General features: G+C 71.1%; 24 protein-coding genes. 14 read left to right on the forward strand and 10 right to left on the reverse strand.

Translation table 11 applies throughout. The features are described 5' to 3' along the window. Nucleotides 1-2 precede the first annotated feature (2 nt). Both ACTMTU_RS20400 and ACTMTU_RS20405 read left to right on the forward strand, forming a co-directional pair. Nucleotides 3-1,361, forward strand: coding sequence for an ABC transporter permease subunit (locus ACTMTU_RS20400; protein WP_441264925.1), 1,359 nt, complete (start codon nucleotides 3-5; stop codon nucleotides 1,359-1,361). Beyond that, nucleotides 1,358-2,290, forward strand: a complete 933-nt coding sequence (locus ACTMTU_RS20405; protein ID WP_441264926.1) for a carbohydrate ABC transporter permease — start codon at nucleotides 1,358-1,360, stop codon at nucleotides 2,288-2,290. The genes ACTMTU_RS20400 and ACTMTU_RS20405 overlap by 4 nt, the downstream gene beginning before the upstream one ends. A gap of 142 nt (nucleotides 2,291-2,432) precedes the next feature. Here the strand turns inward: ACTMTU_RS20405 and ACTMTU_RS20410 are convergent, their stop codons facing one another. Next, nucleotides 2,433-2,900 carry a MarR family winged helix-turn-helix transcriptional regulator gene (locus ACTMTU_RS20410; protein WP_441264927.1) on the reverse strand — a complete coding sequence of 156 codons (468 nt, stop codon included), beginning with the start codon at nucleotides 2,898-2,900 and terminating at the stop codon, nucleotides 2,433-2,435. Nucleotides 2,901-3,004: 104 nt separating this feature from the next. Between ACTMTU_RS20410 and ACTMTU_RS20415 the strand changes: the two genes are divergently transcribed. Together ACTMTU_RS20415 and ACTMTU_RS20420 are read left to right on the forward strand one after the other, a co-directional pair. Then, nucleotides 3,005-3,418: an organic hydroperoxide resistance protein gene (locus tag ACTMTU_RS20415; protein WP_441264928.1), complete on the forward strand. Its 414-nt coding sequence runs from the start codon at nucleotides 3,005-3,007 to the stop codon at nucleotides 3,416-3,418. Between the two features lie 199 nt (nucleotides 3,419-3,617). After that, complete coding sequence (locus ACTMTU_RS20420; protein ID WP_441264929.1) at nucleotides 3,618-5,702, forward strand: SpoIIE family protein phosphatase; 2,085 nt, start codon at nucleotides 3,618-3,620, stop codon at nucleotides 5,700-5,702. A 44-nt stretch (nucleotides 5,703-5,746) separates the two neighbouring features. On the opposite strand, the gene ACTMTU_RS20425 is transcribed toward ACTMTU_RS20420, so the two are convergent. The 3 genes from ACTMTU_RS20425 to zapE form a co-directional block, all read right to left on the reverse strand. Further along, nucleotides 5,747-7,135, reverse strand: a complete 1,389-nt coding sequence (locus ACTMTU_RS20425) for an alkaline phosphatase PhoX (protein ID WP_441264930.1) — start codon at nucleotides 7,133-7,135, stop codon at nucleotides 5,747-5,749. Nucleotides 7,136-7,235: 100 nt separating this feature from the next. Beyond that, a complete protein-coding gene (locus ACTMTU_RS20430) occupies nucleotides 7,236-7,664 on the reverse strand; it encodes an OsmC family protein (protein ID WP_441264931.1) in 429 nt (142 codons plus the stop codon). Nucleotides 7,665-7,699: 35 nt separating this feature from the next. Beyond that, nucleotides 7,700-8,782: a cell division protein ZapE gene (zapE, locus tag ACTMTU_RS20435; RefSeq protein ID WP_441264932.1), complete on the reverse strand. Its 1,083-nt coding sequence runs from the start codon at nucleotides 8,780-8,782 to the stop codon at nucleotides 7,700-7,702. Nucleotides 8,783-8,863: 81 nt separating this feature from the next. On the opposite strand from zapE, the gene ACTMTU_RS20440 reads away from it, so the two are divergent. From ACTMTU_RS20440 to msrB, 4 genes are all read left to right on the forward strand, one after another. Further along, nucleotides 8,864-9,703: a pyrimidine reductase family protein gene (locus ACTMTU_RS20440; RefSeq protein ID WP_441264933.1), complete on the forward strand. Its 840-nt coding sequence runs from the start codon at nucleotides 8,864-8,866 to the stop codon at nucleotides 9,701-9,703. A 152-nt stretch (nucleotides 9,704-9,855) separates the two neighbouring features. Beyond that, nucleotides 9,856-10,326 carry an indole-3-glycerol phosphate synthase gene (locus ACTMTU_RS20445; RefSeq protein WP_441264934.1) on the forward strand — a complete coding sequence of 157 codons (471 nt, stop codon included), beginning with the start codon at nucleotides 9,856-9,858 and terminating at the stop codon, nucleotides 10,324-10,326. Nucleotides 10,327-10,409: 83 nt separating this feature from the next. Beyond that, a complete protein-coding gene (murC, locus tag ACTMTU_RS20450; RefSeq protein WP_441264935.1) occupies nucleotides 10,410-11,804 on the forward strand; it encodes a UDP-N-acetylmuramate--L-alanine ligase in 1,395 nt (464 codons plus the stop codon). 13 nt (nucleotides 11,805-11,817) lie between these two features. Continuing rightward, the gene (gene msrB, locus ACTMTU_RS20455) at nucleotides 11,818-12,225 is read left to right on the forward strand and encodes a peptide-methionine (R)-S-oxide reductase MsrB (protein WP_441264936.1); all 408 of its coding nucleotides are present in this window, start codon (nucleotides 11,818-11,820) and stop codon (nucleotides 12,223-12,225) included. A gap of 60 nt (nucleotides 12,226-12,285) precedes the next feature. Here msrB and ACTMTU_RS20460 read toward each other — a convergent pair whose 3' ends face one another. From ACTMTU_RS20460 to ACTMTU_RS20470, 3 genes are all read right to left on the reverse strand, one after another. After that, nucleotides 12,286-12,783, reverse strand: coding sequence for a peptidylprolyl isomerase (locus ACTMTU_RS20460; protein WP_441264937.1), 498 nt, complete (start codon nucleotides 12,781-12,783; stop codon nucleotides 12,286-12,288). Nucleotides 12,784-12,847: 64 nt separating this feature from the next. Beyond that, nucleotides 12,848-13,504 carry a response regulator gene (locus ACTMTU_RS20465; protein WP_441264938.1) on the reverse strand — a complete coding sequence of 219 codons (657 nt, stop codon included), beginning with the start codon at nucleotides 13,502-13,504 and terminating at the stop codon, nucleotides 12,848-12,850. Continuing rightward, nucleotides 13,501-14,733, reverse strand: coding sequence for a sensor histidine kinase (locus tag ACTMTU_RS20470; RefSeq protein WP_441264939.1), 1,233 nt, complete (start codon nucleotides 14,731-14,733; stop codon nucleotides 13,501-13,503). The genes ACTMTU_RS20465 and ACTMTU_RS20470 overlap by 4 nt, the downstream gene beginning before the upstream one ends. A gap of 133 nt (nucleotides 14,734-14,866) precedes the next feature. Here ACTMTU_RS20470 and ACTMTU_RS20475 point away from each other — a divergent pair, with 133 nt between their 5' ends. From ACTMTU_RS20475 to ACTMTU_RS20485, 3 genes are read left to right on the forward strand one after another with little or no spacing between them, the layout of a single operon-like run. Beyond that, complete coding sequence (locus ACTMTU_RS20475) at nucleotides 14,867-15,775, forward strand: ABC transporter ATP-binding protein (protein WP_441264940.1); 909 nt, start codon at nucleotides 14,867-14,869, stop codon at nucleotides 15,773-15,775. Continuing rightward, a complete protein-coding gene (locus tag ACTMTU_RS20480) occupies nucleotides 15,772-16,611 on the forward strand; it encodes an ABC transporter permease (protein WP_441264941.1) in 840 nt (279 codons plus the stop codon). The genes ACTMTU_RS20475 and ACTMTU_RS20480 overlap by 4 nt, the downstream gene beginning before the upstream one ends. 42 nt (nucleotides 16,612-16,653) lie before the next feature. Then, a complete protein-coding gene (locus tag ACTMTU_RS20485) occupies nucleotides 16,654-17,256 on the forward strand; it encodes an HIT family protein (RefSeq protein ID WP_441264942.1) in 603 nt (200 codons plus the stop codon). 31 nt (nucleotides 17,257-17,287) lie between these two features. Here the strand turns inward: ACTMTU_RS20485 and ACTMTU_RS20490 are convergent, their stop codons facing one another. From ACTMTU_RS20490 to ACTMTU_RS20500, 3 genes are read right to left on the reverse strand one after another with little or no spacing between them, the layout of a single operon-like run. Beyond that, nucleotides 17,288-17,971, reverse strand: a complete 684-nt coding sequence (locus ACTMTU_RS20490) for a hypothetical protein (RefSeq protein WP_441264943.1) — start codon at nucleotides 17,969-17,971, stop codon at nucleotides 17,288-17,290. Beyond that, nucleotides 17,971-20,253: a hypothetical protein gene (locus ACTMTU_RS20495; RefSeq protein WP_441264944.1), complete on the reverse strand. Its 2,283-nt coding sequence runs from the start codon at nucleotides 20,251-20,253 to the stop codon at nucleotides 17,971-17,973. The genes ACTMTU_RS20490 and ACTMTU_RS20495 overlap by 1 nt, the downstream gene beginning before the upstream one ends. Nucleotides 20,254-20,296: 43 nt before the next feature. After that, the gene (locus ACTMTU_RS20500; RefSeq protein WP_441264945.1) at nucleotides 20,297-20,743 is read right to left on the reverse strand and encodes a hypothetical protein; all 447 of its coding nucleotides are present in this window, start codon (nucleotides 20,741-20,743) and stop codon (nucleotides 20,297-20,299) included. A 338-nt stretch (nucleotides 20,744-21,081) separates the two neighbouring features. On the opposite strand from ACTMTU_RS20500, the gene ACTMTU_RS20505 reads away from it, so the two are divergent. From ACTMTU_RS20505 to ACTMTU_RS20515, 3 genes are all read left to right on the forward strand, one after another. After that, nucleotides 21,082-22,341 (forward strand): MFS transporter, encoded by a 1,260-nt coding sequence (locus ACTMTU_RS20505; protein WP_441264946.1) that lies wholly within the window; start codon nucleotides 21,082-21,084, stop codon nucleotides 22,339-22,341. 683 nt (nucleotides 22,342-23,024) lie between these two features. Beyond that, nucleotides 23,025-24,254, forward strand: coding sequence for an acyl-CoA dehydrogenase family protein (locus ACTMTU_RS20510; protein WP_441264947.1), 1,230 nt, complete (start codon nucleotides 23,025-23,027; stop codon nucleotides 24,252-24,254). A gap of 584 nt (nucleotides 24,255-24,838) precedes the next feature. Beyond that, nucleotides 24,839-25,738 carry a TauD/TfdA dioxygenase family protein gene (locus ACTMTU_RS20515; RefSeq protein ID WP_441264948.1) on the forward strand — a complete coding sequence of 300 codons (900 nt, stop codon included), beginning with the start codon at nucleotides 24,839-24,841 and terminating at the stop codon, nucleotides 25,736-25,738. Nucleotides 25,739-25,861: the final 123 nt, after the last annotated feature.

Here is a 25,861-nt window from a genome sequence, read left to right on the forward strand (position 1 = left end):
CCATGGCCGACACCCTCAAGGAACGGGCCCCCCGGGCCCGCGCTCCCAAGGCCGGCACCGCGCTCGACGCGCGGCGCCGGGCCCAGCGCAGAAAACGCCGCCTCGCGGTCCTGTTCGTCCTGCCGGCCGTGCTGCTGCTCGGTGCGCTGGTCGTCTACCCCGTCCTCTTCTCCGTCGGACGGAGCCTGTTCGACGCGAGCGGCGAGCAGTTCGTCGGCGCGGCGAACTACACGGAGATCTTCCAGGACCCCGCCACCCTCAAGGCCATCCGCAACAGCACCATCTGGGTCGTGGTGGCGCCGGTCCTGCTGACCGGCCTCGGGCTGATGCTGGCCGTCCTCACCGAGAAGGTCCGCTGGGCGACCGCCTTCAAGCTGGTGCTCTTCCTGCCCATGGCCGTCTCGTTCCTCGCCGCGGGCATCATCTTCCGGCTCGCCTACGAGCAGAACCCGGACCGCGGCGTCCTCAACGCGGTGGTCGTCGCCGCCCATGACGCGTTCGAGGACCCGGCCGCCTACCCGACCGCCCGCGTCCGCGAGCAGTCGGGCCTCACCGGAAAGGCAGGCGGCCCGTACAGCACGGAGGACACCGTCCGCCCCGGCAGTCCGGTCAGCCTCGGCTTCGTCGGCGTCGCGCCCGACGCGGTCCCCGCTGAGGCGCGGCCCGCCAGCGCCCCGGCCGGCGGGGACGGGATCGGCGGCGTCGCCTACCTCGACTTCGTACCGGGCGGCGGCGGCACCCAGGGCAAGGTCGATCCGGCGGAGAAGGGCCTGCCCGGCATGACCGTCGAAGCCGTCCGCGACGGCAAGGTCGCCGCCACGGCCACCACCGCCGCCGACGGATCCTTCCGCTTCGACGGCCTGGCCGACGGCGAGTACACCGTCCGGCTGCCCGCGTCGAACTTCGCCGCCCCCTACCAGGGCGTCAACTGGCTCGGGCCGGCGCTCGTCACCCCGGCCATCATCGGCGCCTACCTGTGGGTGTGGACCGGCTTCGCGATGGTGCTCATCGGCGCCGGGCTCGCCGCCATCCCGCGCGACGCGCTGGAGGCGGCCCGGATGGACGGCGCCACCGAAGGCCAGATCTTCCGAAGGATCACCGTGCCGCTGCTGGCGCCGGTGCTCACGGTCGTCTTCGTGACGCTGGTCATCAACGTGATGAAGGTCTTCGACCTCGTCTACATCATCGCGCCCGGACCGGTCCAGGAAGAGGCCAATGTGCTGGCCACCCGGATGTGGCTGGTGTCCTTCGGCGGCGGCAACGACCAAGGGCTCGGCAGCGCCCTGAGCGTCCTGCTGCTCCTGCTGGTCGTACCGGCCATGATCTTCAACGTCCGGCGCTTCAGAAGGAGCCGATCATGAGCGCCCGCACCACCGTCGAGCGCCCGCCCACGGAGCGGGCCGCCGCGGCCCGTCCCGTCCGGCCCTCCCCGCCCGGACGCCCCCGCCGCCGGGGCCGGCTCGCGAAATGGCTGGGCAGCGGAGCCGTCCAGGCCGTACTGATCGTCGTCGCACTCATCTGGATCACCCCGCTGGCGGGACTGTTCCTCTCCTCCCTGCGGTCCGAACGCGACAACGCGTCCGACGGCTGGTGGACGGCGCTCACCGACCCCTCGCAGCTGTCCCTCGACAACTACACCGCGCTCTTCGAGGACTCCGGCATCGCCGGCGCCTTCTGGAACACCGTCCTGATCTCGGTCCCCGCCACCCTGCTGGTCGTCGGCATCGCGGCGCTCGCCGGATACGCCTTCGCCTGGCTGGACTTCCCCGGCCGTGACGCGGTCTTCCTCGTGGTCGTCGGCCTGCTGGTCGTGCCGGTGCAGATAGGTCTGCTGCCGGTGGCCAAGCTCTTCGGCGCGGTGGGCCTGTTCGGCACGGTCGCGGGCGTCATCCTCTTCCACGTCGCGTACGGGCTGCCGTTCGCCATCTTCCTGCTGCGCAACTACTTCGCGGAGATCCCGAGGGAGATGCTGGAGGCGGCGCGGATGGACGGCGGCGGGGAGTGGCGGATCTTCTCCCGCCTCGTCCTGCCGCTGGGCCGCCCGGCCCTCGCGAGCCTGGCGATCTTCCAGTTCCTCTGGGTCTGGAACGACATGCTCGTCGCGCTGCTCTTCGCGGACAGCGAGTCGCAGCCGCTGACGGTGGCGCTGCAGTCCCAGATGCGGCAGTTCGGCAGCAACATCGGGGTGCTGGCGCCGGGGGCGTTCCTGTCACTGGTGGTACCGCTGGTCGTCTTCTTCGCTTTCCAGAGGCACTTCGTGCAGGGGGTGATGGCGGGGTCGGTGAAGTAGGGGACGCGGGTGCGGGCCCGCCGCGCGGGGCGTGTTCCCGACCCGTCCCTTCCCGGACCAGGGCCGCCGGCCGGGCCGAGGTTGCCGAGCAACCTCGGCCCGGCCGGCGTTCGAGGCCCGGGTCCGGGGGCGGAGCCCCCGGTTACGCACCCGCCGCGTCCAGCGTCCGCGTCAGGGCGTCCAGCTCCTCGCGCAGCGCGCGGATCCGTGCCGGTGTCAGCCCCGTCGCCTCCGCGATCCGCCGCGGCATGCCGAGTGCCTTCTCGCGCAGCGCGCGCCCCGCCTCCGTCGGCCGGGCCGTCACCGAGCGTTCGTCCTCCGTGCTGCGCCGGCGTTCCACGTAGCCCGACGCTTCGAGGCGTTTCAGCAGGGGGGACAGCGTCCCGGAGTCCAGACGCAGGTGTTCGCCGATCTCCTTGACGGGCAGTTCGCCGTGTTCCCAGAGGACCAGCATCACCAGGTACTGCGGATACGTGAGGCCGAGGTCCTTCAGGACCGTGCGGTACACGCCGTTGAACGCCCGGGACGCGGCGTGCAGCGAGAAGCAGATCTGGTGTTCGAGGCGGAGGAAGTCCTCGTCCGGGACGTCCGCCAGTGTCTTCTTCTCCATGCTCCCACCCTACCAAGCGGCGGCCAATTAAGTTGTGCTCAATTTAATTGTGTGCTTTGATTTGGGTCATCGGTTCCCGACCACGACGAAGAGGGATGCACCCCATGGACGCCATCTACACCGCTGTCGCCACCGCCAACGGCCGCGAGGGCCGTGCCGTCAGCTCCGACGGCCAGATCGACCTTCCGCTCGCCTTCCCCGCGGCCCTCGGCGGCAACGGACAGGGCACCAACCCCGAGCAGCTCTTCGCCGCCGGGTACGCCGCCTGCTTCGCCAGCGCCATGGGCGCCATAGGCCGCCAGGAGAAGATCGACGTCAAGGACGCCTCCGTGACCGCCGAGGTCAGCATCGGCAAGGACACCGACGGCGGTTTCGGGCTGTCCGTGATCATGCGTGTCGAGCTTCCCGACCACCTCCAGGGCGAGGTCGGCGAGGAGCTGCTGAAGAAGACCCACGCGTACTGCCCCTACTCGAAGGCCACCCGCGGAAACCTGCCGGTCGAGATCGTCGTCGAGTGACACCGTCCGGTCGCCCGTGTGATCGCCCCTGGCCGGCCCCGCAGTTCCGGCGGCGCCGTGACCGCCCCGGCGGCCACGGCGCGTGCTGGAAAGGGCCGGGGAAAAGGTGCTCGGCCCCGTGATTGCGCTTAGCTTGGCGTGGACCGGACCCGCACAGCAGGCCGCGCTGTCGTGAGCAGCCTCCGAAGGTGGTGAAACCGTGTCGGATGCCGACGCCCCGAACCACACCGCACCCGCGGAGGACACCCTTGCCGCGGCCGTTCTGGAGGTGCTGTTCGCCAGATCGGCGGGTGCCCTCCATGTGCTCGACGACCAGCTGACCGTCGTCCGGGCCGACGGCCCGGACGCGGCGGCGGACGTCGCGGGCGCCTTCCTGGGCCGGCCGTTCACCGAGGCCTACCGGCTCGACGAGCCGCACGCGGTGGAGAGCCTGCTCCGGGAAGTGCTGATCAGCGGCAGGCCGGTGAAGGAGCAGGTGTTCCGTGGGCGTCGCGTCGACGAGGAGGGCCCCGCGCGCAGCTTTCTCATGGAGGCCTACCGCCTCGACGACTCCCACGGCCGTCCACTCGGGCGGGTGCTGGTCTGTATGGCCGATGTCACCCAGCGTGAGAAGGCCCGTAGGCGCAAGGCGGCCCTCGCCGCGGTGCGGGAGGCCGTGGGCCGGACGCTCGACGTGACGGCGACGGCGGAGGCGTTCGCCTCGGCCGTCGTACCGGCGTACGCCGACATCGCCGTGGTCGACGTGCTGGACGACGTGCTGCGCGGCACCGTCCCCCTCGCCGGTCCGCCGGAGCGGGACGTCCCGCTCCGGCGAGCCGCCTTCCGCAGTTGCGACGAGGCCGCGGTGCCGGCGCGGCCCGTGGGCGACGTGCGGGGTCTGCCCGACCTCACCCCGTACGGCAGGGTGCTCGCCGACTTCCAGCCGCGGCTCGTCGCCCTGGACCGGGACGCGCCCTGGCTGAGGGCGGACCCCGGCCTGGCCAGGGCGATCCGGGCGGCCGGCGCCCGTTCCATGATCGTGGCGCCGCTGTCGGTGCGGGGCGCCCCGCTCGGGCTGGTCACCCTCTACCGGTGCGACGACGCCGAGCCTTTCGAGGAGGCGGACCGGACCCTGGTGCTCAGCCTGGCCGCCCACACCGCGCTCAGCATCGACAACGCCCGCAGGTACGAGTACGACCACACCGTCGCCTCCACCGTCCAGCGCCGGCTGCTGCCGCCGAGGACCGCCGCGGGACCGGCCGTCGAGACCGCGCACCTGTACCTGTCCGGGCACAAGAGCGGCTGCTGGTTCGACACCATCGGGCTGTCCGGGGCCCGGACGGCGCTGGTCGTGGGCGACGTCAGCGGGGAGGGCATCCAGGCCGCGGCGGCGATGGGTCAGTTGCGTATGGTCATCAACGCGTTGGCCGCGCTGGACCTCGAGCCCGACGAACTGCTGGCCAGGCTCAACGACACCGCCAACCGGCTGGCCCGGGAACGCGCGGCGCTGCCACCGGGGGACCCGCTGCACCGGCAGCCGTTGACGGCCACCTGCACCTACGCCGTGTACGACCCCTTCACCCGCGTCTGCGCCGTCGCCCGCGCCGGACACCCGGCGCCGCTCGTCGTCCGCCCGGACGGCAGCGCGTCGACACCCGACGTGGCCGAGGGGCCGATGCTCGGCTCCTTCGACACCGCGCCGTGCCCGGTCACCACCGTCACCCTCGAAGAGGGCAGCCTGCTCGCCTTCTACACCGGCGGGCTCGATCACGGCGGGACCCTCGCGAGGCCCGCCAGGAAGGCCCTCGCCCACCCGGACCACGAACTCGCCGAACTCTGCGACGCCGTCGCCTACACCCTGCCGGCGGACGCGGGCCCCGAAGGGATCGCACTCCTCCTCGCGCGTACGGGCAGCGTCGTCGCGGACCATGTGGCCGAGCTGGAACTGCCCCACGAGCCGACGGCACCCGCCCTCGCCAGGACCTTCGCCCGAGATCTCCTCGGCGCCTGGGGCGTCGACGACGAGACGGCCTTCGGCACCGAGCTGATCGTCAGCGAGCTGGTGACCAACGCCGTGCGCTACGGAACGCCGCCGCTGCGACTGCGGATCATCCGCAGCGACACGCTCACCTGCGAGGTGCACGACGCCAGTTCGGTCTCCCCGCACCTGCGCCACGCGCGCACGGTCGACGAGGGCGGGCGGGGACTGTTCATCGTCTCGGAATTCGCCGGGAACTGGGGCACCCGCTACACCGGCGGCGGCAAGGTCCTGTGGACCGAACAGCCCTTGCCGCCACCGGACTGACTCCGGCGGACCTCAGTCCCGCGCGCGGCCCGGGACCGTGCCGCTCAGGACCACGGTCCGGTGACCGCGAACGTCGTGCCGGGCGTGTAGCAGTTCATGTACATCGTCTCCCCGTCCGGCGAGAACGCGACACCGGCGAACTCGCCGTACTCGGGCTCCTCGGGCGTTCCGATGTTCTGGGCGTTCCTGGCCGCCGGGTAGACCCGGCCGCGCCGGGTGACGCCGTACACATGCTGTTCGCCGCCGCCGTCCTCGCACACCATCAGGCCGCCGCTGGGCGCCAGGCAGATGTTGTCGGGAGACTCGCCGGGCAGCTGGATGTCCGTGTCGGGGCCGAAGACGATGACCAGGGTGAGGCGCCGCCGGTGCGGTTCGTACTTCCACACCTGACCGTAGTGGTCGCCGGCGGACCCTTCCGAGCTGCGGGCGTAACTGGACACGAAGTACACCGACTTCCCGCCCCAGTAGCAGCCCTCCAGCTTCTGCGCGTGGGTGATGCCCTTCGGCCCGAAGTCCTGGAGCCTGATGGGCGTTTCCTTCGCCTGGCTGTCCGGTACGGGCACCCATTCGACCCCGTCGAACGAGGCTCCGGTCTCCTGGATCCCGGACAGGTCCGGCACGCCGGGCACCCGCATCGCCTCGAGTGCTCCGCCCGCGCGGAGCGAACCGGTGCCGCCCAGCGGCTTGTTGGGCAGGAAACGGTAGAAGAGGCCGAAGGGGCGCTGGAAGGCGTCCTCCGTCTCGTACACGATGCCGGTCCGCGGGTCGACGGCGATCGCCTCGTGCTGGAAGCGGCCCATCGCGGTGAGCGGCACGGCGCCGGTGCGGTGCGGATCGGCGCCGTCGACCTCGAAGATGAAGCCGTGGTCCTTGGTGTAGCCGTTGGTGCCGGCCCGGTCCTCGTTCTCCTCGCAGGTCAGCCAGGTGTTCCAAGGCGTGGGCCCGCCCGCGCAGTTGACGGCGGTGCCGGCGACGGCGACCCGCTCGGAACGGACCTCGCCCCGGCTGTCCAGTTCGAGCACCGTGCAGCCGCCCTTGGCCGCCGGGTCATAGGTCAGGCCCGGGACGGTGGGCACGCCGATCCTGCCGGTGTGCCGGTTCTCGTGATTGCGGACCAGGTGGGTCCGTCCGCGGCGGCCGGCGAACGCGGCCATGCCGTCGTGGTTGCCGGGGACCGGTCCTTCGCCGGAGAGCAGTGGCTCGCCCTCACGGGACAGGACCTTGTAGCGGAAGCCTCTGGGCAGATCGAGCAGACCGTCGGGATCGGGGACGAGCGGGCCGTATCCGGCGTGTCCACGGGCGGCCGCGGTGCCGGCGAAGAGCTCGGAGAACGCACCGCTGAAGAGAATCCCGGCGCCGACCGCACCGGTTCCGGCCAGGACTTGACGTCGTGTTGCGGACATGAGGCAACTCCCTGCTGGGGGCACCCCCATGCCGAGGCGATGGGGGAGGACAGGTGACCCGCACGTGTGTATCACGCAGAAAACCCGACATGTAACCGTGCGGGCCCCTGTGCCTCGAGGTGTCGGTGTGTTAGACGAGCGACGCCGAGAGGGTGATCGTCGTGCCGGTCAGGGCCTGGCTGACCGGGCAGTTCGCCTTGGCGTCCTCGGCGGCCTTGACGAAGGCGGCCTCGTCGAGGCCGGGGACCTGGCCCTCGACGGTGAGGTGGATGCCGGTGATGCCCTCACCGGGCTGGAAGGTCACCTCGGCCTTGGTCTCCAGGCGGGCCGGCGGGTTGCCGGCGCCGGCGAGGGCGTGCGAGAAGGCCATGTTGAAGCAGCTCGAGTGAGCGGCCGCGATCAGTTCCTCCGGGCTGGTCCTGCCGCTCTCGGCGGGCTCGGTCCGGGCGGCCCAGGTGACCGGGTACTCGCCGATGCCGGACGAGTCCAGGGTGACGACACCCTTGCCCTCGAGGAGACTGCCTTCCCAGACGGTGTGAGCCTGACGCGTGGTGGCCATGATGGTTCCCTTCAGATCGGGTTACGGCCCCAAACCTACTGCGCCACCAAGGCCTTCGCGTCGCGTGCCAGCGCGGTGAGCCGGGAGATCGCCCGGAAGTACTTCTTCCGGTAGCCGCCGTTCAGCATCTCGTCACTGAAGAGCTTGTCGAACGGCAGGCCGGACGCGAGCACCGGCACCTCCCGGTCGTAAAGTCGGTCGGCGAGTACGACCAGCCGCAGCGCGGTCGACTGGTCGGGCACGGGCCGGACGTCGGTGAGGCACACGGCCCGCAGCCCGTCGGTCAGCGCTCCGTAGCGGCTGGGGTGCACCTTCGCGAGATGCTCGAGCAGATTCGGGAAGTCGTCCAGGGACGCGTCCTTCGTGGCGTACGCGGCCTTGGTGACCTGCTCGTCCGAGTACGGGGGAGGGGCCTCGGGGAGCCCGCGGTGACGGTAGTCCTCGCCGTCGATCCGCAGCGGGCGGAAGTGCGCGGACAGGCCCTGGATCTCCCGCAGGAAGTCGGCGGCCGCGAAGCGTCCCTCGCCGAGCTTGCCCGGCAGCGTGTTCGAGGTCGCCGCCAGTGCCACGCCGGCGTCGACGAGCCTGCCGAGCAGCGTGGAGACGAGGACGGTGTCGCCCGGATCGTCCAGTTCGAATTCGTCGATGCACAGCAGCCGGTGCCCGCTCAGGGTCTGCACGGTCTGCTGGAAGCCGAGCGCCCCGACCAGGTTGGTCAGCTCGACGAACGTGCCGAACGCCTTGAGCGCGGGGTCCGCCGGGGTGGCGTGCCACAGCGATGCGAGCAGGTGCGTCTTGCCGACGCCGTACCCGCCGTCGAGATAGACGCCGCGGGGACCGGCCGGAGCCGCCGCGGCCTTCCTCGCGAACCAGCGCCGCTTCCCGCCGCCGGCGGGGTGCGCCGTGCCGAGGCCCGCGGCGAAGTCGCCCAGCACCTTGACCGCCTCGGTCTGGCTGGGCTGGTTCGGGTCGGGCACGTACGTCTCGAAGCGGACCGAGTCGAAGCGCGGCGGCGGCACCATCTCGGCGACCAGGCGGTCGGCCGGGACGTGCGGCTCGCGGGCGCACAGCGACAGGGGAACGGCTTCGGTTATCGGGCTGGTCGGCACAGTAACCAACTGTAAGGGCCTGCTCCGGGGATCTTGCCCAGGGCCCCGGCTCCCCCGGCCGGGGCGGGTCCGCGTGCCAGACTGCACCGTATGCGACGCCTGTTCCCTGTGACCGACCAGACAACCGCAGCCGCCGACCGGGAGTGGTCGCTGGATGACCTCGCCGACGCCTACGCGTATCCCGAGCGGGGCGCCGCCGCGGGCGGCGAGGGGGGTGCCCACGGCAGCCCAGGGCACGGGCCGGCCGAGGCGCGGAGCGCCGGCGCCGGCGTGTGGCTGCGCGCGAACATGGTCTCGTCCCTGGACGGCGCCGCCCAGCACGAGGGGCGCTCGCAGCCGATCTCCTCCGACGCCGACATGCGGATCTTCGGAACCCTGCGGGGCCTGGCCGACGCCGTGGTGGTGGGCGCGGAGACGGTGCGTACGGAGGGCTACCGGCCCGCCCGCGCCCGTGACGCCTTCGCCGGGCGCCGGGCCGCCTCGGGCCAGAGCCCCGCCCCGGCGATCGCCGTGGTCAGCGCCTCGCTGAATCTCGACTTCTCGCTGCCGCTGTTCACCGAGCCGCTGGTGCCGACGCTGCTGCTGACCGGAGCGGCGGCCGCGCCGGAGCGCGTGCGGGCGGCGGAGCGGGCCGGAGCGGAGGTCGTCGTCGCGGGTGACGGGCCGGGTGTGGAACCGGCCAGGGCGGTGCACGCGCTCGCGGAGCGCGGCCTTGTGCGGCTGCTGACGGAGGGCGGCCCGAGGATGCTGGGTCAGTTCGCCGCCGCCGGGGTACTGGATGAGCTGTGCCTGACGGTGTCGCCGACGATGACGGTGGGCGACGCCCAGCGCATCGCCGGGGGACCGGTGCTGCCGGATCCCGCACGGTTCGCACTGGATTCCGTATTGGAGGAGGCGGGCTTCCTGTTCACGCGGTACCGGCGGCTCTGAGCCGGTGTTTTCCGGATCGGCTCCGGAGGCGACTTCGGGCAATTAGCGGAATCTGCCGTTCCGCTTAGCGTCCGACGGGCACACTTGATTGCGCACCCCGTGCGGGCACGGGGAAGGACGGTTTCCGCAGTTTCCGCAGAAGGGCTCCTGAGGTGTTCACAAGCGTATTGATGATCGAGAAGCCCCTGACCTCGGAGGACGTGGAATTCGTCACCACGCTGCACGGAGAGGAAGACGCCTCTTTCATCGTGCTGATGCAGCCGCGTGGTGATCAGGCCGACGTCCTGCTGCGCGCCATCGACGACGTGGCGATCGGCGATCTGAAGGACGCGGTACGGGAGGGCGAAGAGCCCGAGGGCGCGGAGGCCAAGGCACCCGCGCAGCGCGCACTGGAACACTCGCTGGCCGCCCTGCGCGCGGCCGGCTGCGAGGCGGTCGGCCACCTGGTGGAGGACCACCCGCTGGACAAGCTGAAGTCGGTGGTCGACGAGGCGGACGCCGACGAGGTGATCGTCCTGACCGAGCCGCACTACGTGGAGGAGTTCTTCCACCGCGACTGGGCCTCCAGAGCCAGGCACAAGGTGGGTGTGCCGGTGCTGAAGCTATTCGCGCACAGCGAGTGAGCGGTGAGCGGGTCCGGAGCGCAGGGCCGCAGGCAATAGGGTGGGCAGCCGCACGTAGTCGTACATCTTGGGGAGAGAAGACCATGGCACCCGCCGTCCCTGGCGCGATGGAACGCCCGCACTTCATCGGCATCGGCGGAGCCGGCATGTCGGGCATCGCCAAGATCCTCGCCCGGCGCGGCGCGAAGGTCGCCGGCAGCGACGCAAGGGAATCGGCGACCGCCGACGCCCTGCGCGCGCTCGGCGTCACCGTGCACATCGGGCACGCGGCGGAGCACCTCGCCGACGACGCCACCAGCGTCGTCGTCTCCAGCGCCATCCGCGCCGACAACCCGGAGCTGGTGCGCGCGGCCGAGCTGTCCGTGCCCGTCGTGCACCGCTCCGACGCGCTCGCCTCCCTGATGACCGGCCTGCGCTCGATCGCCGTCGCGGGCACCCACGGCAAGACCACCACGACGTCGATGCTCGCCGTCGCCCTGACGGAACTGGGCCTCGACCCCTCGTACGCGATCGGCGGCGACCTCGACGGGCCCGGCACCAACGCGCGGCACGGCGACGGCGACATCTTCGTGGCGGAGGCGGACGAGAGCGACCGCAGCTTCCAGAAGTACGACCCCGAGGTCGCGATCGTCCTCAACGTGGAGCTGGACCACCACGCCAACTACGCCTCGATGGACGAGATCTACGAATCCTTCGAGACCTTCGCCGGCAAGATCGTCCCCGGCGGCACGCTGGTGATCTCGGCCGACCAGGCCGGAGCCGTCGAACTCACGGGCAAGGTCCGCGACCGCTCCTCGGTGAAGATCGTCACCTACGGCGAGTCGGAGACCGCGGACGTCCGCGTCCACAAGATCACCCCGCGCGGGCTGACCAGCGAGGTCACCGTCCTGCTGGACGGCCGTCTGCTCACCTTCACGGTCTCCGTCCCCGGCCGCCACTACGCGCTCAACGCGGTGGCCGCTCTCGCCGCCGGTGTCGCCCTCGGCATCCCGGCGCACAACCTGGCCTCCGCGATCGGCGCGTACACCGGCGTCAAGCGCCGCCTTCAGCTCAAGGGCGAGGCGGCCGGCGTCCAGGTCATCGACTCGTACGCGCACCACCCGACGGAGATGACCGCGGACCTCGAGGCCATGCGCGGCGCGGCGGCCGGATCCCGGCTGCTGGTCGTCTTCCAGCCCCACCTGTTCTCGCGCACCCAGGAACTGGGCACCGAGATGGGCCAGGCGCTGGCCCTCGCGGACGCCTCGGTCGTCCTCGACATCTATCCGGCCCGTGAGGACCCGATCCCCGGCATCACCAGCGAGCTGATCACCGACGCGGCTCGCGCCGCCGGCGCGGACGTCACCGCAGTCGGCGACAAGGCCGCCGTCCCCGACGTGATTGCGGGAATGGCGAAGCCCGGCGATCTCGTTCTCACCATGGGCGCGGGCGACGTCACGGACCTCGGTCCGGACATCCTGGCCCGCCTGTCGAGCTGAGGAGGCGCGTTTCATGGCGTACGACGTCGAGAAGCCGGACGAGCAGTGGCGTGCGGAACTGACCCCGGGCGAGTACGCGGTGCTGCGCCAGGCAGGGACCGAGCCCGCCTTCGTCGGCGAGTACACGGACACCAGGACGGCCGGCGTCTACTCGTGCCGGGCGTGCGGTGCGGAGCTGTTCCGCTCCGACACCAAGTTCGAGTCCCACTGCGGCTGGCCGTCCTTCTACGACCCGAAGGACACCGACGCGGTCGAACTGGTCCCCGACACCTCCCACGGCATGGTCCGCACCGAGGTGCGGTGCGCGCGGTGCGGATCGCACCTGGGCCACGTCTTCGAGGGTGAGGGCTACCCGACCCCGACCGACCAGCGGTACTGCATCAACTCGATCTCGCTGCGTCTGGAGCCGGACGAGGCGTGAGGTGAACGGCACAGGGCCCGTCGGCACGCGCCGACGGGCCCTGTCGCGTATGCGGAGGGGTCAGGCTCCGACGACACCCGACTTGGCGATGGTGATCTTGGCCGAGGGGGTGCCGGAGCGCGAGCCCAGGCCCTCGATCTTCTTCACGACGTCCATGCCCTCGACGACCTCGCCGAAGACGACGTGCTTGTTGTCGAGCCAGTCGGTGACGATGGTCGTGATGAAGAACTGCGAGCCGTTGGTGTTCGGTCCCGCGTTGGCCATGGAGAGCTGGCCGGGCTTGGTGTGCTTGAGCTGGAAGTTCTCGTCGGCGAACTTCTCTCCGTAGATGCTGCGGCCGCCCGTGCCGTTGCCGGCGGTGAAGTCGCCGCCCTGGAGCATGAAGTCGGGGATGACGCGGTGGAAGGAGGAGCCCTCGTAGCCGTAGCCGTGCTCGCCCGTGGCGAGCTCGCGGAAGTTCTTGGCGGTACGGGGGACCACGTCGTCGAAGAGTTCGAAGACGATCCGGCCCGCGGGCTCGTCGTTGATGGTGATGTCGAAGAAAACGTTGTTGGCCATTATTTCATCCTGGCATCCGGGGCCACCCGAATGCACATCCGCCCCTCCCATCAGCGGCCCGAACTCATCCGGACGCCGAGACCAGACCCGTCTCGTACGCGATGATGACCAGCCGTACCCGGTCCCTGGCATCGAGTTTGGAGAGCAGACGGGTCACGTACGTCTTGGCGGTGGCGACGCTGATGAACAGGGTCTCGGCGATCTCCGTGTTGGACAGCCCGCTCCCGACCAGCGTCAGCACCTCCCGCTCGCGGTCGGTGATGCCGGAGAGTTCACGCTTGCTTCCGGCGCCCGCGGGACGCCCGGCGAACTCGCGGATCAGCCGGCGGGTCACGGCGGGGGCGATGAGACCGTCGCCGGCGGCCACGACCCGCACCGCCGCGAGGATGTCGTCCAGGGCCATGTCCTTGACCAGGAAGCCCGCCGCGCCGGCGCGCAGCGCGCCGTACACGCATTCGTCGTCGTCGAACGTCGTCAGGACGATCACATGCGTCCCGTCGAGCCGTTCGACGATCTGACGTGTCGCCTCGATGCCGTCCGTGCCTGGCATCCGGATGTCCATGACGACCACGTCGGGGCGCAGTTCCTCGGCGAGTGCGACGGCCTCCGCGCCGTCACGGGCCTCGCCGGCCACCTCGATGGCCTCCGCCTCCGTGATCACCATCTGAAGCGCCGCGCGGACCAGGGGCTGGTCGTCGGCGAGTACGACCCTGATGCTCATCGGACACCTGCCGGCACGGGCAGCCGGGCGGCGACCCGGAACCCGCCGCCGGGGCAAGGGCCGGCGGAGAAGTCGCCGTGCAGCAGGCCCACCCGTTCCCGCATCCCGACGAGGCCGTACCCGGTGTCCGCCGTCGCGCCGTGGCCCCGGCCGTCGTCGACGACCTCGATCGACAGCTCGTCCTCCCGCTGCTCGACGGTCACCCGGCAGGAGCGGGTGCCCGCATGGCGCACCACGTTCGTCACCGACTCCTGGACGATGCGGTACGCCGACAGGTCGACCTCCGGCGGCAGCGGCCGCTGACCGCCCACCCTGCGCACCTCGACGCGGACACCCGCCGCCGTGGTCGCGGCCGCCAGCCCCTCCAGGTCCGCGAGCCCCGGCGTCCCGGCCGGCCCGTCCCCCCGGCCGCCGTCGACGGACTCCGCCTCGCGGAGCGCGCCGAGCATCCGCCGCAGCCCCGCCAGCGTCTCCCGGCCGGTGTTCTCCACCTCGCCCAGCGCCTCCTTCGCCCGCTCGGGCCGGCTGTCGATGACGCGCCGGGCCGCGCCCGCCTGGAGGGCGATGATCCCGATGCTGTGGGCGACCATGTCGTGCAACTCCCGCGCGATGCGCAGCCGTTCGTCGGTGACCGCCTGGGCGGTGGCCCGGTCGCGCAGCTGCTCGGCGTGGACCCGTGACTGGTACGCCGACGTGCCCATGAGCCAGGCGACGACAGCCGTCAGCGCCACGGCCAGCTCCGCGGAGGTGCCCGTGTTCCAGCCGCTCAGCCACCGCGTGGCCAGAAAGCCGGCCAGCACACCCAGCGCCATGACGAGGGCGATCCCGCCGGTGCGGCGCGGCCGGGCGGCGGCGATGACATAGAGCGCGACGTCGACGGCGAGGAACTGGGCCAGCGGGATCTCGCCCACGCTCAGCGGCAGCGTCCCCAGCACGGACGCGGCCAGCAGCCGGCCGACCGCGGCGAGCGGCCGGCGGCTCAGCAGGCGGCTGCCGTCCAGAGCCAGGGCAGTCGCCAGCGCCAGTTGGATGAGGCCGTCCCACCGGTAGATGAGCACTCCGGCCAGCACCGAGGGTTCCTCCTCGCCGGGCAGCCGGAGCCGGACGAGGAACGTGAAGACCAGGCCCGCGCACCAGGCCAGTGCCGTCCAGGCGCCGGGCGGCGCGCTCGACCACGACTTCGGGGGCCAACTGCCCTCGGGCGGAAGGGAACGCGGTGTCGCGGACATGGCGTGATCGTAGACGGAGGTCCCCCGGCCCGGAATCGGACCGCGGGTGTACAACCACGGTCGACGCGGGACCGCCGCGAATGCCCGCCCCGGCCCGATGCCGGACACGGCCCGGCCGGGGGAGCGTTGGCACATGATCGAAATCAACGAACTGACGAAGCGTTACGGTGGGACGACCGCCGTGAAGGACCTGACCTTCACCGTGAGCCCGGGCCGGGTCACCGGGTTCCTCGGCCCCAACGGCTCCGGCAAGAGCACCACGTTGCGGATGGTGCTGGGCCTGCACGCCCCCACCACCGGCACGGTCACCGTCGACGGCCGGCCCTTCCGGGACAGGCGGCGAGGACTGCGGCACGTGGGCGCGCTGCTCGACGCCGGCCAGGTGCACGGCGGGCGCAGCGCGGCGGCCCATCTGGCGGCGCTCGCCCGGTCCAACCGCATCCCCCGCGCACGGGTCCACACGGTCCTGGAACAGGTCGGCCTCGCCGGCGCCGCGCGGCGGCGGATCGGCGGCTACTCCCTCGGGATGCGGCAACGGCTCGGGATCGCCGGAGCGTTGCTCGGCGATCCGCCGGTGCTGCTCTTCGACGAGCCGCTCAACGGGCTCGACCCGGAAGGCGTGAAGTGGGTGCGCGGGCTCTTCCGGGAACTCGCCGCCGAAGGTCGCACGGTGTTCGTCTCCAGCCACCTGATGTCCGAGATGGAGCACACCGCCGACGAACTGGTCGTCATCGGCCGGGGCGAGCTCATCGCCGCCGAGAGCCTCACCGCATTCGCCGCGCGGGGCAGCGGCGCCGGCGTCACCGTCCGCACCCCCGACGGCGACCGGCTGACCGCCCTGCTCACCGCGGAGGGCGCGACCGTCCGCGCGGACGGCGAGGTGCTGAGGGTCACCGGGGCGACGGCGGCACACGTCGGTGAACTCGCCCTCGACCACCGGATCCTGCTGCACGAGATCACCACCCGCAGCGCTTCACTGGAGGACGCCTTCATGGAACTCACCGCCGACAGCGTCGAGTACGCGGCAGGAGAGACCCGATGACGACCGCACTCGCACACCCCACGGCGGAACCACGCGCCCGCTTCGTCGACCTCGCCGCCGCCGAGTGGCTCAAACTGTGGTCGCTGCGCTCCACCGGCTGGAGCCTGCTGGTCGCCGCGCTGGCGGTCCTCGCGTTCAACGCGGGCAAGGCCTGGGACAACGTCCGGTACTGGCCGGAGGGCGAACCCGGATACGCGGAGCGGTTCATCGCCGACGGCATCCCGCTGATGCACGCCTTCACCACCGACGCGGGCACGGTCATGATGCTGGCGGCCGGCGCGTTCGGCGCGCTCGCCGTCACCGGCGAGTACAGCACCGGGCTCGTCCGCACCACGTTCGCGGCCGTCCCCGCCCGCCGCTCGGTGATGACGGCCAAGGTCTGTGTCGTCGCGACGGTCATGGCCGTCTTCGGCGCGGTCGTCGCCGCGGTGTCGTTCGCCGCCACCCAGGCGATCCTGTCCACCGAGGACGCCGGCGTCACCCTCGACCACCCGGGCGCACTGCGCCTGGTCGTCGCCTCGGCGCTGCTCGCCCCGGTGGCCGCACTCGTCGGGGCCGCGCTCGGCACACTGATCCGGCACGGCGCGGGCGCGGTGGTCGGCAGCGTCCTGATCCTGCTGCTGCTTCCCCTGGTCCTCGACGAGGACCGCCACTGGTCGGCCGTCCTCGCGCACGCCATGCCCTACGTCGCCTGGATGCGCCTCGGCGACAGCGCGTACCACCCGGGCGCGGTCCCCTACCCGTGGACGACCGGCGGGGCGTGGACCGTGTACGCGCTCTGGGCGCTCGCGGCGGCCGCGGTGACGGTGACGACGGTGCACCGCCGCGACCAGTGAACCGTACGGTGCGAGACCGTGACCGTGTGCGAAGCTGCGGCCATGACTGTTGAACCGAGCGCGTACGTCCGGCGGTTGCCCATCGGGGAGCGGATCCCGTTCCCGTCCGAAGGCATACCGTTCTGGGAGGTCTTTCCTTACGAGGGGGATCTGAGCATCAAGGTGCTGGACGAGCCGACCCTGCCGGAGCCCCCGCGTCACGGTGAGGCGGGGGCCGAGGAGTGTGCGGCCTGCGGGAGCCCGGACACCGAGTTCCTGTGGACGGACGCCCACTGGCGGCTCGGCGCCGACGAGGAGCCGGGTGCCCTCCCCGCGACCGTACTGCTCCAGCCGCGCGGCCACTACGACCTGCACGAGCTGCCGCCGGAGCGGGCGGCCGAGCTCGGCGGGATGCTCCAGCGGGTGGAACGCGCCATCAAGTCGCTGGGCGGTGTCGCCCGGGTCCACGTCAACAAGTGGGGCGACGGCGGCGCGCATCTGCACATGTTCCTGATCGCCAGGCCGGAGGGCATGATGCAGATGCGCGGCACCTGCCTGCCGCTCTGGGACGACGTCCTGCCGAAGGTCCCCAAGGACGTCTGGCAGGCCACCAACCGCCGGATCGCCGAGGCGATGGCGAGGGACGGCGGCAGCGCCCACGTCTGACCGCCGCGAGCGGCGCCGGGTCCACGTCACGTCACGCAGAAGGGGCAGGCGGTTCCTCGGGTACCACCGGCTTGTTCGCACAGTCGAAGGCATTCGCCACGACCTTGGCGGAGTGCAGCAGATGCGTGAGATGCACCCGGGCGTCTGTGTCACCGGTGAGCGTGTCCGTCATCAGTCCCTCGATCGGGACCTCGCTCTCCTGCTGCGCGGGCGTGCCGGCGATCTTGCACCGCACGTACACGCGGTAGCGCGTCGCTCCGTCGGCGTCCTCGCCATGGACGAGCCTGACATCGGGACTGACCTCGGTCACGGTCTGCGCGGGGCTGACGTCCGACGCCTTGTCGAAGGGCTCGTCGAAGGGGAAGTAGGAGGGCCCGTACCGCACTTCGAACAGCCCGGTGCCGCCGGTCGCCCGGCAGAGGTCCGCCCGGAGGAACGTACGGGCTCCGCTGTCGTCGGGGCCCCAGTTCGCCACCTGCCGGTGGAACAACGAACGCGCCTTCTCCAGATCGTCGCCGGCCTCCGGGCGGGCCTTGCCGCCCGTGCGCTCCTTCAGCCACGCCGTGCCGGCGTCCCCCAGCAGCGCGTCGCAGGCGGAAGCGCCTGCGGTGGCCGGTGGCGGGTCCTGCGTGTTGCCGTCCTCGCCGGCGGTGCAGGCACCCGCACCGAGCAGGACGACGGCCACCGCGGCCGCCGTGAACTGCCGTCGCACCATCACCACCCCCGCGCCGCTTCCGTGCCGCCGAGCCGGCCGCCGTCGTTGTACCGGCCCTCCGCACGCTCGGCCAGTCTCCGGATGTCGTCGTCACTCATTCCCTGCGCCTCGGCGTAGTTCAGGAGCGGTGTCATGGCGTTTCTGCTTCCGTCGTACTTCGCCTTGTCGATGCCCGCGACCGAGTCGTCGAAGTTGTCGAACTCGTGATCCTTCAGCCACTGCATGGTGTCCGTGGAGACCTGCGTGTTGATGGCCCCGCCGACCGTCTCGATGGCCAGCGGCACGGCGACCATCGCCAGCGGGCCGGTGGGGACGATCAGCGCGGTGGCCGCACCGACGCCCACACCGACCGCGGCCTCGGCCGCGAACTTGCGCCACTCGCCCTGCTTCTCCAGCTCGAGATTGCGCTGGTCCTTGTCGTCGGCGAACTCCTTGCCGATCGCCTCGGCCCGGGCCTGGTCCAGCAGACCGTGCATCCTCGCGCTGTTCACACCGGCGTCCAGCGCGTCCGACTGGTTGCCCTGGGCGGCCATCGAACTCGTCCCGTAGACCTGCTGAGCGGTGGCGACCGTCTCGTACGAGCCCTCGTCGGAGGCCAGCGCCCGCAGGAAGTTCTTGCTGCCCGTCTCACCGAAGTCGCGCAGGCGCTGCTCCTCGGAGTTGTACAGACCGTCCCTGCCCGACGCTGCTCCGGTGCCGCCCCAGTCGGCCATCGAGTAGTTGAGGCTGTCGATGTGGCCGGCCGCCATGTTGGCCAGGCTGTCGCGGATGCCGTCCTGCTTGTCGATCACGTCGGCCGACTTGTAGTGGTCCACGACCCGGTCCATGAGGAGGGTGCGCTCCTCGCGGGCGGCGATGGCGTCCGCGCTGTCGAGGGGCGGGATCGACGGGGTCTTGTCGTCGTACGCGTACCCGAGCGTCCCCGCTTCCAGGGCGTGGCCGAGGTTCTTGAACCCCGTCGTCCTGCCGTCCTCGTCGGTCGGCCACTCGCGCGCGCCCTCGCCACCCTTCTCGACGAGGTAGTCCCAGTTGCTCATCGCGTCGTCGCCCTTGCCGGACGATGCGTCGAAGAACTCCAGGGACGCCTCGGGGTTGTGGCCGAGTGCTTCCATCAGGTCGGCGACCGGGTCGCTCTCCGGCTTGGTGGCGCCGGGCGGGTAGGAGAGCTGCGCCGGGTCCCAGTGGCTGTTCCAGAGCTGGCCCGGGCCGCCCAGTACGGGGTCGTCCGACTTGCGCTCGAACTCGAGCAGCCGCGTGCCGTACTTGTTGAGGAAGTCGGTGTCCCACTTTCCTTCGGTCATCAGGGGGCCGAGGACCTTGAAGCCGTACGGGGCGCTGGGGATGCCGCTGCTGGACTTGATGTGGTCGTCGCCCAGTTCGATCATCCGGTCCTTCCACTGCTGCATCTCAGGGGAATCGGACCGGCTGGCGTTGGCGAGAGTGATGCCGAGATTGTCCTGGACCTTGGCGAGGATCTTCGCGCGGTCGCTGCCCGGTTCGGGCGTGCGTCCCTGCCCCGGGTCGGCGATGCTGCGCCAGAACTCGAGGGTGCCGTCGGCGCCCAGCTTGGTCGCGAACCGCTCGGCGAAGGCGGGATTGTCGCGGTGGTACTTCGCGATCTCGTTGAACCGCTTCAGCTCCGCGTCCGTCAACTGGTCGCCCTTGCCCGCGAGCTTGACCATCGCGTCGGCGTCCTCGATGCCCTGCCGGCGGTCGGCGTCCTTGAGCCCGCTGTAGCCCTGCTCGTCGAAGTCGTACTTGCTCTGGGCGTGCTTGCGCAGCGCCCGCGCGGCGATCCGGTCGGTCTCGTTCGCCGCCTCCAGGATCTTCGCGATCTCGGCCGCCGCGCTGTCGACGACTTCCTGGCTCGGCTGCTCCTTGGGGCCGCCCTCGACCTCACGCGGCGGGCCGGAGTACATCGCGGCACCCTTGGCGTCGATGTGGATCCACTTCTTGGCCCATTTGTCGATGGCGGCCTTCAGGTCGTCCTGGTTCTTCTTCAGGTTCGTCGCGGCTTCCTGAAGGATCTTGTGGATGCTGCGGGCCTCGATGACCATGTCGTCGAACTGGCGGGCCGTCGTGGTGGTGAACTCCTTGGTGACGGTGGCGTTGTCGCCCTTCCAGTCCGCGGCGTTGGCCTTGCGCTCGAAGTCGGCCGCGTTGATGCCGCCGTCGCCCCCGTCGGCGAGCAGGACGAGTTTGTCCAGCATCTGCTTCCACTGCGTGACAGCCGTGTTCAGCTTGCCGAAATTCAGGTCCTGCAGTTCCTGGCACGTCACCATGTCGTGTTCCCGATTCCCCGTTGCCCTCGTGGTGTGCTGCGGTCTACTTGAACTGGTCGTAGATCCGCGACACGGTCATCGTCCTGCCGCCGGCGTCCTGCATCCCCAGCACGATCTTCTTCTCCTCGGCCCCGTGCGTGGAGCGCGAGTGGTCGAGGTGGTTGGAGATGTGGCCGCAGGCTTCCCTGAGGGTGCGGAGCTTGGTGTTCCAGGCATCGTGCACCTCGAGCAGACCGGCACCCATGTCCAGACCGCTGTTGAAGAGGTCGTTGGACGCCTCGAACGTCGCCACGCGGGCGTGGTCGCCGTCGGTCGCCAGCTGCCCGTGCAGCGAGCGGGCCATGTCGCCCAGTTTGCCGAGCACATCGTCGTAAACGGTCAGGTCGGCACTCGAACCGGAGCCGGACGCGGCCAGCTGATTGAGCCGTGTGTGCGTCGAACCTGACGCAGGGGAAGCGGCTTTGGCCTGCTCCCACTCGTCCCATGCCATGGTTGGGCCCCCGCCGTGTCGCTCGATGATCTGTTGTGTCGTTGCATGACCGTACTTGGCTCACCGTAGTCAATTGCCGAGTGCAAAGGGCCGGTGGGCGGCACCGCCGGAGAGACATTCACGAAGATCCCACAATCGGACCGGCGCGCCGTCCAACCGGCAGCCCGACGGCCGGCGTGATGCCCGATGCAGCGGGCCGAGGCGGAGTACCTTGCGGCCGGGGGCCGGGGAAAGGGCTCGTTCGTGTCCGGCCGCACGATGCCGACCTGCGGGCAGGGATGCCTGGGCACCGACGGGCAGGGACCTGGCCGAAGCGACGGAGAGCGGGGGAGCGGGGCATGGGCGCCGGGCGGCGGTCGCTGGGGAGGCGGTTCGGGTGGCTGTGGGCGGCGTACGGGGTCAGCACGTTCGGCACGTGGCTGGCGTTCGACGCGTTCGCCCTGATCGCGATCCTGGCCCTGGACGCCGGGCCCACCCAGGTGTCACTGCTGGCGGCCGCAGGCCTGGCGGCGGGCGTGGTCGTCGCGGTGCCGCTCGGGCCGTGGGTGGAGTTCCGCCGCAAGCGGCCGGTGATGATCGCCATGGACCTGCTCCGGTTCACGGCGCTGATGAGCATCCCCGTGGCGTACGTGCTCGGTGCGCTCAGCCTCGTCCAGCTCCTCGTCGTGTCCGTCGTCGCCGCCGCGGCGGACATCACCTTCAACGCGGCCGCCGGCGCGTGTCTGAAGGCGCTGGTACCGCAGCGGGACCTGCTCGTCGCGCACGGGCGGCTGGAAGCGACGACATGGACCGCCACCATCGTCGGACCTCCGCTCGGCGGGGCCGTGATGGGCCTGTTCGGCCCGGTGACGTCCCTGGCGGCCAACGCGGTCAGCTACCTGCTCTCGGCCGTGGGCGTCCGTGCGATCGGCGGTGGCGGGCCCCGGCCCGCGCGCACCGACGCATCGCCACGGCTCCGTGGAGCCGACCTGTTCGCCGGATGGCGTCACATCCTGTCCGACCCGGTACTGCGTCCGCTGTTCTTCAACACCACCCTCGTCAACGGCCTGGTCATGGCGACCTCGCCGCTGCTCGCCGTCATCATGGTCGGCCGTCTCGGGTTCACGCCGTGGCAGTACGGCCTGGCCTTCGCGGTGCCCTGCGTCGGCGGCCTGATCGGCTCCCGGCTGGCCCCTGGTCTGGTCGCGCGGTTCGGGCAGCGCAGGGTCCTGCTCACCGCCGGGACGCTACGGGCGTGCTGGTCGGTCGGGCCGGCCTTCGTCGGCCCCGGCGTCGCGGGGCTCGTGCTCGTGATGACCGTCGAGTTCGGTCTGATCGCCTGCATGGGCGTCTTCAATCCGGTCTTCGCCACCTGCCGGCTCGAACGGACCCCGTCGGACCGGGTCGCGCGCACTTTGTCCGCGTGGTCGGTCACCAGCAAGGCCACCATCGCGGCCCTGACCGGACTGTGGGGCCTGCTGGCCGCCGTCACGAGCCCTCGTACCGCGATCGCCGTCGCCGGTCTTCTCATCCTGGCCACGCCGTTCCTGCTCCCACGGCGCGTTCCGGGGGCGGATCCGGTGCAGCCGGCCTCCGCGGTCGGGGAACGCCAGGCATGAACCGCCCCTGGGAGGCCGCCCGGTGACGTCCGGTCAGCGGGAGGGCAGGCCGGGGTGCCCCCGGAGGGCGGACGGACGGGCCCAGTTGGGAGGGCGACCGCGCGCCCGAGGCCCGCACGCCGGTCGGCGGTGATCGGTGAGCCAAGCGCCCGGCCGAATTCCCCACGTTTCCTATCGATTTACTAGGGAAGCATTGACGGCCCGCCCGGCGGGTGCGCAGGATGATGCACATGTCCCCCACGCAGCAGCGACTCGTTCGTCGTCGGCATGTCGACTTTGGTCACGTCGCCAGCGCCGCCTGCTGTCGCCGGTAAGGCCGCGGCTCACACGTCGCGCGTGCCCTCCGCTCCTTCTCTTCCGCCCAGGTGATCAGGCCCCCAGCCACCGCGCCTGGCGGCCCGACGCACCGCAGAAGGACGACCGCCATGACCGCGGCACCTCCGGACCAGGCCACTCCATCGGATTCCCCCTCCCCGGCATCCGCATGGACGGCATCCGGGCCTCCGGCCACGTCGGCGACCGCCGCACGGTGGACGTTCGCATCGCGCGCCTGCGCCGCAGGCTCCGCACGGCTCACCGACACCGGCTCGTCACCGTGCAGCGTGTGGGCCCCACGTACGTGCCCGACCACTTGGAACACCCCGGCACCGCACCCTGCCGACGACCTTGAGGAGACCACGACCATGGGCGTTGCCACTGCGCCGTCCGGCGCCGCCACGGAATCCGGCCGGACCGGGCACGACCGTGCGCACTGGCTGCGCGTGGCCCGCGAGACGGCGGACGACCTGGCCACGGACGCGGTGGCCAGGGAGCAGGCAGGCAAGGTTCCGTTCGACGAGGTGTCCCGGTTGCGTGAGTCGGGACTGCTGACACTCCTCGTACCGGCAGAACTGCGGGGAGGGGGCGCGGACTGGCCCACCGCGTACGCCGTCGTCCGGGACATCGCCGCGGCCGACGGCGCGATCGGCCAACTGCTCGGCTGTCACTACTTCCTGTCGTGGAGCGCCTGTCTCTTCACCGAGCCCTCTCCCGCCGCTCGGCTCCAGCAGAAGTCAGCGATGGAGCAGTGGTGCTGGGGCGGTGGTTTCGCCCGTCAGGAACTGCCTCTGACACTGAACGAGACGGCCACCGGCTTCGTGCTCGACGGACGGCAGAGTTACGCCACCGGGGTCCTGGTCGCCGATCGTCTCGCCGTGCGGGCCGTACGGGCCGACACCGGCGAGCCACTCGCCGTCGTCGTCGATCCCGCCCGCCGCGGCGTGGGGATCGACAGTGACGCCCACACCTTCGGCCAGCGCCTCGCTGCCGGGGGCAGTGTGGAGTTCGACCGTGCACCGGTCGCCGCCGACGACATACTCGGCTCCCTGGCCGTGGATGAGGAGGTCCTGTCGCCCCTGGCCGCGCTGGCATCGCCGATCGGGCGTCTCCTCTCCGTGCAGCTCCGTCTCGGCATGGCCGAGGGAGTGCTCGCCGAGGCCCGTGAGTACAGCAGGGCAGGCCACTCACGCCGGCACCCGGCCTGGCCGGTCGGCTCCCCCCAGGACCCGCAGGTGCTGACCCTCTACGGCGAACTCACTGTCCTGACCCGCTCGGCGTCCGCGCTCGCCGATGAAGCACGGGAAGCCGTGCACGGCGGACTGGCACGAGGAGAAGACCTGACCTACGACGAGTACGTGGAGATCTCGGTCCTCGTGGCCATGGCCGAAGCCGCATCCTCCAGGGCTGTGGAGGAGTCGACCGCCCGCGCTCTCGACATCATCGGACCCCGCTCCGCGTCCTCGCAGCTGGGCTTCGACCGCTTCTGGCGCAATGCCCGGACCCACACCTTGCACGAGCCCGTCGCCCATCGGCTTCGCGATGTCGGGGACTACTTCCTCAACGGCGCGCACCCTCCGTTCGTCCCGCCCGTCTGACCGTGCGATGCCGCTCGAATTCTCTGGCCGGCCAGGGACGAGCGGCATTCACCACCACCCGGCATCCAGGCGATTGTGAACGCCACACTTCACCCACATGTCGAGTGGTTCAGAATATGAGATGTCCGCGCAGGGCGCATTGACTCGGCCGAATTTCGCTGTGACTCTCATAAACGTGAGCAAGTCCGAGAACCTCGCCGCGCGCCTGCACGTCGATCTGCGACGCCAGGCCAGCGCCATCTGTTCCGTCCACCGCTGAAGGCGCTGACGGGCGCCGGTCTCGCGCTCTGTTTCCCCAGTCGGCCACCACGGCCGTTCCCGGTATTGCCGACGGATTCCTGGCAGGCATTCCCGGTGGGTGCATTTCTCCTTTCGGGGCCGCCTTGCCTCGCGCCCGATTGCCGAGCGCCCCGGTCGGTTACTGGGGCTCCTGCCCTCAATTGCACCTGGTCCCGTCAGTGCGAAAAAAACCTTTTCCAGCCGCACCCGCGGCGGTCCGAGGACGCCCCGTACCCGTCACCTCCTGACGGCCTCGGTCACCTCCCCGCTCCCCGCTGATCACCTCGTGAAGGGAACACCCGCCCATGACCACCAGCACCGGCTTCGACATCCGCAGGATCGGCGGCCGTATCGGCGCCGAGATCCTCGGCGTCGACCTCTCCGCCGACCTCGACCCCGCCGTCGTCACCGAGATCACTTCCGCGCTCCTGGAACACAAGGCGCTGGTCTTCCGCGACCAGAACCTGGATGACGCGGGCCAGCTCCGCTTCGCCTCCCTGTTCGGCGAGCTGACCACCGCCCATCCCACCGTGCCTTCCGTCGACGGCCAGCCCCGCATCCTGCCCGTCGACGGCGACGAGGGCATCCGCGCCAACCACTGGCACACCGACGTCACCTTCGTCCGTACGCCCCCGAAGGCGTCCACGCTGCGCAGCATCGTGGTCCCGCCGTACGGCGGCAATACGCTCATCGCCAACGCGGCCGCCGCCTACCGCGACCTCCCCGAGCCGCTGCGAGAGCTGGCCGACAAGCTGTGGGCCGTACACACCAACGACTACGACTACGCCGCCCCGAAGAGCGAGGAGGCGGCCGAGCACCGCAGGCGGTTCGTCTCCCGGAAGTACCGCACCGCCCACCCTGTCGTCCGCGTCCACCCCGAGACCGGGGAGCGCGGGCTGTTCATCGGTGGCTTCGCCCAGAGCATCGTCGGCCTCGGGCCTTCCGAATCGCGGGATCTGCTGCGTATCTTCCAGTCGTACGTCACCCGCCCCGAGAACATCGTGCGCGTGGCGTGGACGCCGGGCGACCTCGTCCTCTTCGACAACCGCATCACCCAGCACTACGCCCCCGACGACTACGGCACCCTGCCGCGTCTGCTCCACCGGGTGACCGTCGCGGGCGACGTCCCCGCTGCTGTCGACGGCACCCTCAGCCACGTCGTCGAGGGCGACGACGCCGCCCACTACACCCCCGCCGCGGCCTGAGCCCGGGGCCACCGGGCACGAGCACGTGCCCGGTGGCCCCCGCGAGGGACACCGACCGAGGCCGTACGGGACAATGTGCGCATGCGGATCTCAGCCAGGGCGGACTACGCGGTACGCGCCGCA

This window comes from Streptomyces sp. OZ13 (genome assembly GCF_052068155.1).
GTDB lineage: Bacteria > Actinomycetota > Actinomycetes > Streptomycetales > Streptomycetaceae > Streptomyces.

Bases quoted from the DNA above. Each gene is read 5' to 3' on its own strand.
- ACTMTU_RS20400 (WP_441264925.1), top strand. From the start codon at position 3: ATGGCCGACACCCTCAAGGAACGGGCCCCCCGGGCCCGCGCTCCCAAG.
- ACTMTU_RS20405 (WP_441264926.1), top strand. From the start codon at position 1,358: ATGAGCGCCCGCACCACCGTCGAGCGCCCGCCCACGGAGCGGGCCGCC.
- ACTMTU_RS20410 (WP_441264927.1), bottom strand. From the start codon at position 2,900: ATGGAGAAGAAGACACTGGCGGACGTCCCGGACGAGGACTTCCTCCGC.
- ACTMTU_RS20415 (WP_441264928.1), top strand. From the start codon at position 3,005: ATGGACGCCATCTACACCGCTGTCGCCACCGCCAACGGCCGCGAGGGC.
- ACTMTU_RS20425 (WP_441264930.1), bottom strand. From the start codon at position 7,135: ATGGGGGTGCCCCCAGCAGGGAGTTGCCTCATGTCCGCAACACGACGT.
- ACTMTU_RS20430 (WP_441264931.1), bottom strand. From the start codon at position 7,664: ATGGCCACCACGCGTCAGGCTCACACCGTCTGGGAAGGCAGTCTCCTC.
- ACTMTU_RS20440 (WP_441264933.1), top strand. From the start codon at position 8,864: ATGCGACGCCTGTTCCCTGTGACCGACCAGACAACCGCAGCCGCCGAC.
- murC (WP_441264935.1), top strand. From the start codon at position 10,410: ATGGCACCCGCCGTCCCTGGCGCGATGGAACGCCCGCACTTCATCGGC.
- msrB (WP_441264936.1), top strand. From the start codon at position 11,818: ATGGCGTACGACGTCGAGAAGCCGGACGAGCAGTGGCGTGCGGAACTG.
- ACTMTU_RS20460 (WP_441264937.1), bottom strand. From the start codon at position 12,783: ATGGCCAACAACGTTTTCTTCGACATCACCATCAACGACGAGCCCGCG.
- ACTMTU_RS20465 (WP_441264938.1), bottom strand. From the start codon at position 13,504: ATGAGCATCAGGGTCGTACTCGCCGACGACCAGCCCCTGGTCCGCGCG.
- ACTMTU_RS20470 (WP_441264939.1), bottom strand. From the start codon at position 14,733: ATGTCCGCGACACCGCGTTCCCTTCCGCCCGAGGGCAGTTGGCCCCCG.
- ACTMTU_RS20475 (WP_441264940.1), top strand. From the start codon at position 14,867: ATGATCGAAATCAACGAACTGACGAAGCGTTACGGTGGGACGACCGCC.
- ACTMTU_RS20480 (WP_441264941.1), top strand. From the start codon at position 15,772: ATGACGACCGCACTCGCACACCCCACGGCGGAACCACGCGCCCGCTTC.
- ACTMTU_RS20485 (WP_441264942.1), top strand. From the start codon at position 16,654: ATGACTGTTGAACCGAGCGCGTACGTCCGGCGGTTGCCCATCGGGGAG.
- ACTMTU_RS20490 (WP_441264943.1), bottom strand. From the start codon at position 17,971: ATGGTGCGACGGCAGTTCACGGCGGCCGCGGTGGCCGTCGTCCTGCTC.
- ACTMTU_RS20495 (WP_441264944.1), bottom strand. From the start codon at position 20,253: ATGGTGACGTGCCAGGAACTGCAGGACCTGAATTTCGGCAAGCTGAAC.
- ACTMTU_RS20500 (WP_441264945.1), bottom strand. From the start codon at position 20,743: ATGGCATGGGACGAGTGGGAGCAGGCCAAAGCCGCTTCCCCTGCGTCA.
- ACTMTU_RS20505 (WP_441264946.1), top strand. From the start codon at position 21,082: ATGGGCGCCGGGCGGCGGTCGCTGGGGAGGCGGTTCGGGTGGCTGTGG.
- ACTMTU_RS20510 (WP_441264947.1), top strand. From the start codon at position 23,025: ATGGGCGTTGCCACTGCGCCGTCCGGCGCCGCCACGGAATCCGGCCGG.
- ACTMTU_RS20515 (WP_441264948.1), top strand. From the start codon at position 24,839: ATGACCACCAGCACCGGCTTCGACATCCGCAGGATCGGCGGCCGTATC.